The sequence below is a fragment of the Acidimicrobiia bacterium genome (assembly GCA_012959995.1).
Taxonomy (GTDB): Bacteria; Actinomycetota; Acidimicrobiia; order Acidimicrobiales; family MedAcidi-G1; genus MedAcidi-G2B.
Map to the genome: position 1 here is coordinate 7981 of DUCC01000020.1, position 11393 is coordinate 19373.

Consider the following 11393-nt stretch of genomic DNA (forward strand, 5'->3'; position numbering starts at 1 on the left):
AACATGATTATTGGCGCCGACGGCATGCTGGCCAGCAGCGACTGTCGCACCGGCGGCTTAGTGCAAGAAGCCACCTTGTTCTCTCCTGCGCCTTCTATCTACGGCGGAACCGACGAAATCCAGCGCAACATTATTGGTGAGCGAGTGTTGGGCTTGCCAAAAGAACCAGGCCCCGCCAAAGGCACGCCGTTTAGGGAATTAGCGCAGAACTAAAGAGCTTTGCCGAGGTGCGCAAGCAAGCCTTGACGGATTTCGTTGGGTTTTTCCATCATCATCATGTGTCCGCAGTCGGCTATTTCGTTGACTGCCGGGTTAGTAACAAACGAGTCAATAAGTGGTTGGGCGGCTCGACGCGGGGTCATCTTGTCGCCACTCCCTAAAAACATGGTCACCGGGCATTGCGTGTTTTCGGCTGCCATGACTGCTTGGTCGTAAACCGAACAGGCGGCGAGATCAGTGGCCAGCACCCCTGGTGGGCTGGATTCAATGAGTGCTTGAACGCCACCCACCATAGAAAGCCCGGGGGTGGGGTTTTCCCCGACGTGTTGAAGCGACCCGAGGCCCCACGAGGCCATCAAAGCAGCCGCCTTTGGGTCATTGTCTTGGGCAGCGGCTAAGAGTTCGGGATGCACCGGCATAGCGACTGCTACTCCAAGCAGGCCAAGGGAGGCTACGGATTCTTGATGGTGGCCAGCAGCGTGAAGCGCAATTAAGGCACCCATAGAGTGACCTACGAGGTGAAGCGGTTGGTCAAAGTATTCGGCCAGCGCAGCCACCCAAAGGGCAAGGTCTTCAATACTGGTAAGGGGAGGACCATCAGAACGGCCGTGCCCGGGGAGGTCCACCGCTAAGGCTCGAAAACCGTGATGGGCTAAGAAACGGGTTTGGTGCGACCAAACCGTCCGGTCCATGCCGGCACCGTGGACAAGAACCACTAATGGCTCGCTGCGGTTAGCTAAAGGCACGGCCCCGGTAGCAGCATGAATGGTCTGATTGTTTACGTTCAGGATCATCAGGCTTACCGTTGGGAGGCTTTTAAGGCTTGGTTCAGATCGGCACAAATATCGGTGACATCTTCTAGGCCTACGGAAAGGCGAATCAAGTTGTCGCTTATCCCCGCGGCTTCAAGGTCGGCATCGCTCATTTGTTGGTGGGTGGTTGACCCGGGGTGGATAACCAAGGTCTTGGCGTCTCCGATGTTGGCCAGATGTGAGGCCAACGACACACCTTCGATGAACTTGCGTCCGGCCGCTCGCCCGCCTTTAACTCCGAAACTTAAGATGGCCCCGGCTCCCTTGGGGTAGAGGAGTTTGGCCAACTCAAAGTCGGGGTGGCTGGGGTGTTCGGGGTGTTTGATCCATTCCACCGCCGGGTGAGCATCAAGTAGGTCAAGCACTTGTCGGGTGTTCTCTACGTGGCGGGCCATACGCAACGGAAGGGTTTCTATGCCTTGCAAAAGGTAAAAAGCGTTGGCTGGGCTCATGCAAGCACCAAAGTCACGCAGGCCTTCGGCCCGGGCCCGCATAGAGAGTGCCTGTGGCCCAAATTCTTCGGCAAAAGTTATGCCGTGGTACCCGTCGTAGGGTTCGGTCAAAGTAGGGAACTTTCCGCTGGCTTCCCAATCGAAACGGCCCCCGTCAACAATTGCTCCCCCAATGGCTACTCCGTGGCCGCCTAAAAATTTGGTTACCGAATGCATGACAATGTCGGCCCCGTGTTCAATGGGCCGCACCAGGTACGGGGTGGCAAAAGTGGAATCCACGCAAAGCGGCAAACCAGCGCCGTGGGCTACTTCGGCGATGGCTGCGATGTCAAGTACCTCTATGCCGGGGTTACCAAGGGTTTCAGCGAAGACCAGGCGGGTTTCTGGGCGTATGGCGTCGGCAAAAGCTTTGGGGTCTCGGGGGTCGACAAAAGTGGTGGTAATGCCAAAACGCGGCAAGGTCAGGTTCATCATGTTGTGACTACCGCCGTAGATGTTTCGGCTGGACACAATGTGGTCTCCGGCGCTAAGCAGGGTGGCTACGGCGAGGTGGAGGGCCGCTTGGCCACTGGCCGTGCATACGGCGCCCACGCCGCCTTCCAGCGAAGCAATGCGTTCTTCCAAGACCGAAACGGTGGGGTTGGAGAGTCGGCTATAAAGGTGGCCGCTTACTTCTAGGTTGAAGAGTCCGGCTGCATGATCGACGGAATCAAAAACGTAAGAAGTGGTCTGATGGATGGGCACGGCTCGCGACCCGGTGGTGGGGTCGGGCTGTTGGCCAGCGTGTAGTGCCCGGGTGTCGAAACCAAGAAAATCTGGGTCAACCATGTCAGCAACCTACGAGTTCTTCGAGTTGGTCCAAACTTACCGCTGAGCCTATGGCGACTAAAATGTCACCCGCTTCAAAGGGTCGCCCCCCAAGATCGTCGGTGTGGAACTGCCCAGAAGAGTCACGGACGGTGAGCACGATGGCTCCGGTGGATTTCCGCAGATCAAGGCTGTCAAGGGTTTTACCGGCCAGCACGCAGTCATCGGGAATGTTGATTTCACGCATGCCGGCTTCGAATGTTCCGTCATGAACCACCACATCAATAAAGTCAGCCACCGTGGGCTGGGTAGCTAAACTGGCCATGCGGTAACCGCCGATTTCGTAAGGGTTGACCACCCGGTCGGCGCCCACCTGATGCAGTTTGGCGATGCTTTCTGACTCGTCAGCTCGAGACACAATAAAGAGAGCAGGGTTGAGGTCACGGGCGCTCAGGGTGACGTAGAGGTTGTCAACGCTGGACCCTAAAGCAATGACCAAGGTGGTGGCTCTGTCTATGCCAGCCAGGCGCAATACGTCATCGCTGGTGGCGTCACCAGAAACGTAGGAGCCTCCATGAGTTATGAGGCGGCCTTCATCAAGGTCAATAGATACTACTTCTTGGCCTACCGACTGAACGAAAGAAGTGATGGCTCGACCCACACGACCCATGCCGCACACGATGAGGTGGCCTTCCATGGCATCAATATTTTTTTGCATGCGGTACCTCCGGTACTGGCCGCTGATGCGGCCTTCGACAACGCTTTCAATGACTGCGGTTGCTCCATAGAGCATGGTTCCGGTGCCGGAAAGAATCAACACCGAGGTAAATATTTTCCAAGTGTTGCTGGGTTCACCGACGGTTATTTCACGAAACCCAACGGTGGAGATAGTGGTGATGGTTTGGTAAACCGCATCAATGGTACTGAGCCCCAATAAGACGTAGCCCGCTGAGCCGGCAGCAATTACGGCCACCAACAAGCCAGCAGCATTACCTACCCGTCCTCGGGGTGCGGGGCGAAACCTATAGATCATGGTTGCAGGATACGCCGAGAGTTCTTGGCCCGGCGAGACACGCACTATGGTGCACAGAAATTAACCAAAAAGGGGGTCGTATGCAAGTGGGATTTATTGGTTTAGGAAATGTGGGAGCCAAACTTGCAGGGAGTCTGGTCCGCAATGGGTTTGACGTTGTGGTGCGAGACCTAAACCTTGCCGCGGCACAGCCGCTTTTGCAGGCTGGCGCCCTTTGGGCGGACTCTCCCAGAGAGGTAGCACAGCAATGTCAGGTGGTTATTACTTGTCTGCCTTCCCCGGCCATTTGTGCCGAGGTTATGGAAGGCGCCGAGGGGGTTTTGTCTGGCCTGGGCCAAGGGAAACTCTGGCTTGAGATGTCCACGACCGACCAAACCGAAGTGCAGCGCCTGGGAGCGTTGGTCGAAGATTTAGGGGCGTCAGCTTTGGATTGCCCAGTCTCGGGGGGCTGCCACCGGGCCGCTACCGGAAACATCGCTATTTTGGCGGGAGGAGAACGTGCGGCTTTCGAACAGGCTCTGCCGGTATTGGTGGCCATGGGTCGACAGGTTCTGCATACCGGAGTATTGGGAAGTGCCTCTGTGTTGAAGGTTATGACCAACTTTTTGGCGACCGCTAATTTGGTGAGCCTTAGCGAAGCATTGGCTACTTCTGCGGCCGCCGGGCTAAACCTCAATGTGGCCTATGAGGCGATTCGGATTTCTTCGGGTAATTCTTTTGTCCACGAAACAGAAAGTCAGGTCATTTTGAATGGAAGTCGTGACATTAATTTTACTATGGGGTTAGTGGCTAAAGACATTGGGCTTTTTGATCAGATAGCGCAAAAATATGAGGTGCCGCTAGAACTCTCTCCACTTTTGGTACAGATTTTTGAAGATGGGCGAAAGCGTTACGGGGACGATGAATGGTCGCCAAATATTGTGCGTCGTTTAGAAGAAGCCGCGGGGGTCGAAGTGAGAGCACCGGGGTTCCCAGCACAGATGATTGACGACCAGCCTGAAGCGCCGGGCGTTGAAATTCGCTTACCGGATCACTTTTAGATAATCGGGTCGGCCGAGTCTCGACCGTGCAGGGGAGCAAAAAAGCGCAAATTGTTTTCTAAAAGGTCAAACACCGTGGCGTCGGTGGGTGGAAGTTCGCCTTGGTGGGTGCCCACCGGTTCGGTGCGTTGTCCCCAGCGCATGATCAGCGTGCCCCAAGTAATGCCTCCACCAAAAGCAGGGAAAGCCACAATGTCGCCGGGGTGGAGGCGCCCGGCCGCTGCGGCATCTGAAATAGCCATGGGGATAGAAGCCGCGGCGGTGTTCCCTAAGTTCTCTATGTTGGTAAATACTTTTTCAGGGGGGATCCCCATACGGCGAGTGGCGGCGTCAATGATCCGTGCGTTGGCTTGATGAGGAATTACCAAGTCCACATCATCTACGGTAAGGCCGGCACGTTCTAGGGTTTTTTCTGTTGAAGCAGCCATGCCTTTTACGGCCATCTTGAAAATGGGTTGGCCTTCGAAATAGAGGCGGACGTCCTCAATGGGGCGGGCCTCATAAGGTTCACCGCGTGTACCTAACGAAGGAAACACCATAGTGTAACCCATGCTTCCGTCAGCCCCGAGGTCCACCGCTAACACTCCGGCGTCGCCTTCGGTTGCTTCGTAGACGGCGGCACCGGCGCCATCGCCAAACAAGATGGCCGTGGAGCGGTCGCGATAGTCCATGGCGATGTGAAGTTTTTCGGCTCCGATGACCAAAACTTTTTTAACGAAACCAGATTCGATCATCCCGGTGATGTTGGCCGTGGCGTAAACAAACCCGCTGCAAGCAGCGTTGAGGTCGAAAGTGCCGGCGTTGACGGCGCCCAGGCGATCTTGGATCATGGCGGCCACGCTGGGGCATAAAAGCTCCGGGGTGGTAGAGGCCACCACAATGAGGTCGAGTTCTTCGGGCTGCAGTCCGGCGCAAGCCAGCGCTCGCCGAGCCGCTAACTCAGCAAGGTCGGTGCCTTCGACGTGTGAGATGCGGCGGCTTTTGATACCGGTGCGTTCAAAGATCCATTGGTCATTGGTGTCCATGACCTTTTCGAGGTCCTGATTGGTGAGCTCTACGGGGGGAACACATTTGCCCCATCCGGTTATGACTGCTTTTGGCGACACGTTGAGGTTCCCTCCAGGAAAGTGATGGCTCTTTTTTAGCAGATTATGAGGGCAAGAGGTTAACCCTGCAGGTTTACTCTTTCAACTCCGATGCTGGTGGAGTCACCGTGCCCGGTATGAACGGTCGTTTGGGGGTGCAGTACAAAGAGTTTCGTTTGGATGCTTTCGACGAGCAGATCCAAACTAGAAAACGATCGTCCGGTAGCACCAGGACCACCATTAAATAAAGTGTCGCCCGAGAAAAGGGTTTGCAAAGTTGGTACGTGAATGCAGCAACCACCGGGGGAATGTCCGGGAGTATGAAGTATTTCTAGTTCGTCGTCGCCGAGAGAAATTTTTAGACCTTGTTGCAACGGGTCATCAATGCGGCGGTCGGGGTGGACGACGTCCCATAACATGGCGTCGTCAGGGTGAAGCCAAATGGGGGCGCTGGTGGCTTCGGCTAACTCCACGGCGGCGTTTATGTGGTCGTTGTGGCCGTGGGTGCAGAGCACTCCGAGGGTGCGTCGCCCGCCGATGGCTTCAACTATGGGCCGATGGTCGTGCGCAGCGTCAATGACTACGACCTCTTCATCGTTGCCGATGAGCCAAATGTTGTTATCTACGTCAAAGTCTTGGCCGTCTAGTGAAAAAATGCCACTGGTTACGACGTGGTCTATGTGGAGGCCCATAACTATTTGTCCATGACCACAACAGAACGCAGTACTTCGCCTCGTTCCATAGCGTGGAAGGCTTCTTCGACGTCTTCTAAGGCAATGGTTTCCGAGACAAAACGGTCAAGATCAAGGCGACCTTGGAGGTAAAGGTCAACCAGCATGGGAAAATCTCTACTGGGTAAGCAGTCGCCGTACCAAGAAGATTTTAAGGTGCCGCCCCGGCCAAAGACTTCAATGAGGGGGAGTTCGATTTTCATTTCGGGGTTGGGGACACCTACCAAAACGACCGTGCCGGCCAGGTCGCGGGCATAGAAGGCTTGTTCGTAGGTCACGGGAAGCCCCACTGCTTCGATAGCTACGTCTACGCCGTTGCCGCCGGTTAGGGCCCGAATGGCTTCGACGGGGTCTTGGTTGCTGGAGTTAATGGTGTGAGTGGCGCCAAATTCTTTAGCGAGTTCAAGTTTTCGGTCGTCAAGATCTACGGCGATGATGGTGTGGGCGCCCGCTAGGTGGGCGCCGGCGATGGCCGCATCGCCTACTCCGCCGCAACCAAAGACCGCTACCGAGTCGCCGCGCCCGACTTGGCCGGTATTCATGGCAGCGCCCAGCCCAGCCATGATGCCGCAGCCGATGAGGCCGGCCACTTCTGGGCGGGCCGCTGGGTTTACTTTGGTGGCTTGACCAGCGGCCACTAACGTTTTTTCGGCGAAAGCACCGATGCCTAAGGCGGGGGAGAGTTCTTGACCATTGAGGGTCATTTTTTGGGTGGCGTTGGCTGTATTGAAGCAAAGCCAGGGGCGTCCGCGTTCACAGGAGCGGCATTGCCCGCAAACGGCGCGCCAGTTTAAAATAACAAAATCTCCGGGGGCCACGTTGGTGACGCCCTCACCGATTTCTTCGACGAACCCCGCCGCTTCGTGGCCCAACAGAAAAGGGAACTCGTCGTTGATGGCGCCTTCTCGGTAGTGCAGGTCGGTGTGGCACACCCCGCAGGCTTTGACATCAATGAGTACTTCGCCTGGCCCGGGGTCGGGGACTTCGATGGTTTCGATGCTGACCGGTTGTCCTTTAGCGAGGGCAACAACGGCTTTAACGGAATGCGGCATGGGTGACTCTTTCGATGAAGTTTTGGCTGGGGGATGCTTGCTACACCGTAGTGTGCGGGCGCCGGCCGGAGAAAACAAAGGGGAAAACCGCTCACTTGATAATTGGTTGGCCTCGGCAACTAGGGTTTTGTTATGGCAAAAATTCTTATTACAGGTAGCAACAGCGGTTTTGGGTTTCTGTCCGCTCTCACCTTGGCTCGGCGAGGTCACCAGGTGGTGGCCTCTATGAGGAACGTGGCGAGAGGCGGCGAGTTGCAGCGCATCGCTGAGGAAGAAGGGTTGGCGGTTGAGGTTGTGGAACTTGATGTCAACGACTTGGCTTCGGTGGAGCGTTGTTTAGCCGACCCCGGGAGCATTGATGTGTTGATAAACAACGCTGGTTTTGAAGTTGAAGCAGCGATTGAGCAACTTGATGATGCGTTGATGCAACAGCAGTTTGAAACGAATGTGATGGGCCCGTTGCGCACTATGCGGGCTGTGCTGCCGATTTGGAAAGAGCGGCGGAGCGGCGTGGTGATAAACGTAAGTAGCATCGCCGGCCGGGTGGGCTCGCCTTATACCGGTGCCTATTCGGCGTCGAAGTTTGCTTTAGAGGCGCTCAGTGAGTCGCTTAATTTTGAGGTTAGTCAACTGGGTATTCGAGTGCATTTAATTGAACCGGGGCGTTTTGCTACCGATTTTAAAAACAACAAGGTGCGTCCGGATTGTTGGGAAGGTTCAGCACAGCAGCAGCGTTCGCTGGCCTTTCGAGCGGCTTCAAGCAGTTTGGGTGGTTCGGGAGAACCGCCGGACCCACAATTGGTGGCTGATGCTATTGCCCAGGCGGCCATTGATCCGTCTATGCCGTTTCGTACTTTGGTAGGAGACGACGCAAAAATGATTGATGAGTTGAAGTCATCAATGAGTTTCGAAGAGTTTGAGGCCACCATTCGCACTGCCTTGAATTGGCACGACTAAGTAGTTGCAAATCATAAGTGGTGGAGATGGGGGAAACCCTCGTTGTTCTAGTGGGGCGACTTGGTTGCTGATTGATGAAGGTCTGGCAACCCGACACACACTTTCCTTCTTTGCAAGGTTGTGTCAGTCGGTGGTCAGGGTTGGTGCCTTATTCTGCTCGCTCGTTAGTTGTAAGCCAGTGGAGAGCGTCATAGCGCAGACATCTAAATAAGCGGTGATGGCAGGCGTATGAACACGAATAGTGGTAACCCCTATGGAATATCAAAAATGATTTCGGGAGCCACGAGGTCAGTAACAAAATTTACGGCACCGCCTTCAGCATCAAGAGCCTCAAAATGAAGACAATCTGGTCGTGGATACCGATCTGGGTTGTTTTCAACAGTTGGTCCTGTGTCAAGAACATGTACATGCTCTTCTGATTCTGCTATTTCGAATACCAGCAAGTTATAGATATTTATATTTTCACGACTCGGCCAATCTATGCACCATGGCCTCTTTTCACGTTGAGGAGGAGTGAAAAACACCAATGGGGCGTTCGCTGCTCTCGTCTGTTCAACAAGGTCCATATAGGATTCCCGAATCAATCCAATGTTTTCTGGAAAAGTTAGTTTTTCACCTGTACGGATATCTGTGTGATCCTCGAATACTGCTCCATGATCAAAAACTAAAACTAAATTGTAATCGGAGGTGACTAGCGGTCTGCAGGGTTGTTCGAAAGGGCCGAATGTAGTTTCACCATCTTCGAGTTCTATTGTGATCGTTAAAAACTCATGCCACTCCTCGTTCAATAGCGGCCCACACAAAGCAAGTCCGTGTTCTCCGATTTCTCCACCCACCATTTTGATCCAACCATCAAGAGTTGGGCCAAGATTTTGAGCGACAGAGTCGCCTATTACTACGACTTTAGGATTCGTCTTGACATGTATTTTTTCTTGTTCCGGAAGAGAAGTTGTTGGTGGTTCAAATTTTAAAGTCGTTGAAGTAACTGGTGTTTCCTGTTCCAAAGGGATCACTAAAGGGGATGTGGTTGTGGTTGTGGTTGTGGTTGTGGATGTGGTAAGAGCAGCAGCGACAGTATCAGCGATTTGTTGTTGAGAAGTTGGACGCGGCCCGATAACGATCACTGCCACGAGCACTATTGCGCTGACAACTGAAACTAAACCAAGAGTAAAAAGAGGCCGCTTAATTCTTTTCGCTGAACGGATAGGCCATTCCAAAACGTGGTGAGATATCTCTGCAGAGATAAGTGTCAAAGCAACCGCAACAAATGGCGAAACACCAAGTAACTCTAAAAACGGCCAATGAAATAGATAAATAGCGTAACTTCTTTGCCCCAGCCACGCTAGTGGAGCGCTACCAACCAAAACATTAGGTTTTGTTTCGCCGAGACTGTAACCCGTAACGACCATGGCAGCTACACCAACAAGCAAAAGGCCACCTTTTACTACAAAAGGATCTGACTCCCCAAGAACAAAAACACCCCAAAGGAGACCAGCAGCTGCGATTAGAGCTAAAAAACCTGGAACTCTAAATCGTGAATATTTTTTCACTACATACGCAAGCACTGCCCCAGCAAAAACTTCAGCAAAACGAAATGGCGTCGCAAAATAGGCATCTGCATCTCCCCACCAAATGGCTAAACCGAGAACTACAACAACAGCCGCGACCGCTAATGCTCGACGGAGTCCGACTAAGACAATCAATAACGGCCAAAACAGGTACACCTGTTCCTCTATAGAGAGACTCCAAAGATGAGCGAAAGGTCGAGAATCAGAATTGAAAATCTCCCAATATCCTCCAGTTTCAGATATTGACCACCAATTATGCACATAAAAAATTGCAGCCAAACCCTCTTCAGCGGTGCTTCGAAGAATGTCTTGATCAACAACAGCAACAACCGACACCGTCGCGGCAATCGTTGCAAACGCCGCTGGCAGCAATCGTCGCGCTCTACGACCCCAAAAACTTGCCAGAGAAGACCGGGTCAGTACATGATCTCTCTCCACAATCTGAGTAATCAAAAACCCAGAAAGAGTAAAAAATACCGAAACACCAATCCAGCCACCTGGCAAAACTGAAGGCCACGCATGGTAAACGACAACGGCTAAAACAGCCAACCCGCGTATTCCATCCAAAGCAGAGATGCGAGAAGCGGGAGCAGTAGAGACACTTTTAGACATGTGTGCTGGCTACCTTAACTAAGATAATAAAGGATGTTGGGATGTTATTTACCCTGAGGGAACCTTTGGTGGTTCAACTTGAAAAATGGGTACCCGAAGAAAGCAGGCCCTGTCTTTTTGGTGCTTGTTCCCCCTGGTTATCTTTGCCTTGAAGCATCAATGGGCACAACTATTTTAGCATCACGACAATACCCATACGGTCGGAGTCGGTAAACACAGCAGTGGGCACTCCAATGACTTTAAGTTTTGGGGAAAACAAAATATGCCCAGATTGTTGGGAGGGTTCGCCGCAAGAGCAGCGGGCTTTGGCTTTTCGGGAAGCTTCCCACGGGATGGGTGGTCAAGGAGAGCCCGCCGACCCGCAAGATGTTGCGGAGGCCATTGTGCGGGCCGCTACTGACCCATCCACTCCGTTTCGTACTTTGGTAGGTGACGATGCGGTGTTGATCGATGAGCTTAAATCGTCCATGAGTTTCGAAGATTTTGAAGCCACCATTCGTACCTCTCTGAACTGGCACGACTAAGTAAATTGTGTTGCTGCACTAAGGCGGCGTGCAGAAGTCAAGTTGGTGGAGCTGGGGGGAATCGAACCCCCGTCCGTCGAAAGGTGACCGTACGCGTTACGACCGTTCCCGAGATTTTGGCTTGCGGCAGCCATCCCGCCGGGTCAGTCGGGCCCGAAAGCCCAGCCGCTAGGTCTTTCCCTAAGGTCAGCGGTCTTTCTCGCCGTCAGCGGTCTGTCCCTGCTGTCTCCAACGCTTCTGTTGCCGGGTTGCGCTGGACCGACCCCGCGTGCCGTCACCGGTCGCAGTGACTCTCTGCTACCTAACTAGTTAGGCGGCGAGAGCGAGATCGTCCGTAGTGGCGTCTCTTTTGGTGCCCTGTTTTAAGAGTCTGAGCAACTCTGGTCGCACGAAACGTCCACTGCAGCCGGCGTCGAAACCGATCAGCCCCGTGAAAACGAGTCAATACGTGAAATCTGCTGAAGTTGTCAAAGACCCGAGGATTAAGGGTACCGGTTCGCT

The 11393-nt window shown here is 53.7% G+C and carries 10 protein-coding genes, 1 other RNA gene and 1 pseudogene; 4 read left to right on the top strand and 8 right to left on the bottom strand.

Features of this window, described 5'->3' with window-relative positions; translation table 11 throughout:
* Positions 1 to 213: acyl-CoA dehydrogenase (locus EYQ49_05825; GenBank protein HIG25395.1), on the top strand; the 213-nt coding region annotated here is incomplete at its 5' end.
* On the opposite strand, the gene EYQ49_05830 is transcribed toward EYQ49_05825, so the two are convergent.
* The 3 genes from EYQ49_05830 to EYQ49_05840 are packed head-to-tail and all read right to left on the bottom strand — an operon-like array spanning position 210 to position 3323.
* On the bottom strand, positions 210 to 1013 hold the full coding sequence (locus tag EYQ49_05830; GenBank protein HIG25396.1) for an alpha/beta hydrolase: 804 nt from the start codon (positions 1011 to 1013) through the stop codon (positions 210 to 212). The genes EYQ49_05825 and EYQ49_05830 overlap by 4 nt on opposite strands.
* A gap of 5 nt (positions 1014 to 1018) precedes the next feature.
* Positions 1019 to 2311 (bottom strand): O-acetylhomoserine aminocarboxypropyltransferase, encoded by a 1293-nt coding sequence (locus EYQ49_05835; protein ID HIG25397.1) that lies wholly within the window; start codon positions 2309 to 2311, stop codon positions 1019 to 1021.
* A gap of 1 nt (position 2312) precedes the next feature.
* A complete protein-coding gene (locus EYQ49_05840) occupies positions 2313 to 3323 on the bottom strand; it encodes a potassium channel protein (protein ID HIG25398.1) in 1011 nt (336 codons plus the stop codon).
* A gap of 80 nt (positions 3324 to 3403) precedes the next feature.
* On the opposite strand from EYQ49_05840, the gene EYQ49_05845 reads away from it, so the two are divergent.
* Positions 3404 to 4363: an NAD(P)-dependent oxidoreductase gene (locus EYQ49_05845; protein ID HIG25399.1), complete on the top strand. Its 960-nt coding sequence runs from the start codon at positions 3404 to 3406 to the stop codon at positions 4361 to 4363.
* Here EYQ49_05845 and EYQ49_05850 read toward each other — a convergent pair.
* The 3 genes from EYQ49_05850 to EYQ49_05860 are packed head-to-tail and all read right to left on the bottom strand — an operon-like array spanning position 4360 to position 7231.
* Positions 4360 to 5469, bottom strand: coding sequence for a ketoacyl-ACP synthase III (locus EYQ49_05850; protein HIG25400.1), 1110 nt, complete (start codon positions 5467 to 5469; stop codon positions 4360 to 4362). The genes EYQ49_05845 and EYQ49_05850 overlap by 4 nt on opposite strands.
* Before the next feature lie 59 nt (positions 5470 to 5528).
* The gene (locus EYQ49_05855; protein ID HIG25401.1) at positions 5529 to 6140 is read right to left on the bottom strand and encodes an MBL fold metallo-hydrolase; all 612 of its coding nucleotides are present in this window, start codon (positions 6138 to 6140) and stop codon (positions 5529 to 5531) included.
* Positions 6141 to 6142: 2 nt separating this feature from the next.
* The gene (locus EYQ49_05860; protein HIG25402.1) at positions 6143 to 7231 is read right to left on the bottom strand and encodes an S-(hydroxymethyl)mycothiol dehydrogenase; all 1089 of its coding nucleotides are present in this window, start codon (positions 7229 to 7231) and stop codon (positions 6143 to 6145) included.
* A 132-nt stretch (positions 7232 to 7363) separates the two neighbouring features.
* Here EYQ49_05860 and EYQ49_05865 point away from each other — a divergent pair, with 132 nt between their 5' ends.
* A complete protein-coding gene (locus EYQ49_05865; GenBank protein ID HIG25403.1) occupies positions 7364 to 8188 on the top strand; it encodes an SDR family oxidoreductase in 825 nt (274 codons plus the stop codon).
* Between the two features lie 251 nt (positions 8189 to 8439).
* Here EYQ49_05865 and EYQ49_05870 read toward each other — a convergent pair whose 3' ends face one another.
* Complete coding sequence (locus tag EYQ49_05870; protein HIG25404.1) at positions 8440 to 10368, bottom strand: hypothetical protein; 1929 nt, start codon at positions 10366 to 10368, stop codon at positions 8440 to 8442.
* Positions 10369 to 10727: 359 nt separating this feature from the next.
* On the opposite strand from EYQ49_05870, the pseudogene EYQ49_05875 reads away from it, so the two are divergent.
* A pseudogene (locus EYQ49_05875) lies at positions 10728 to 10811 on the top strand (short-chain dehydrogenase/reductase).
* 124 nt (positions 10812 to 10935) lie between these two features.
* Here the strand turns inward: EYQ49_05875 and ssrA are convergent.
* Positions 10936 to 11322, bottom strand: a transfer-messenger RNA (tmRNA) gene (gene ssrA / locus EYQ49_05880).
* Between the last annotated feature and the right edge of the window lie 71 nt (positions 11323 to 11393).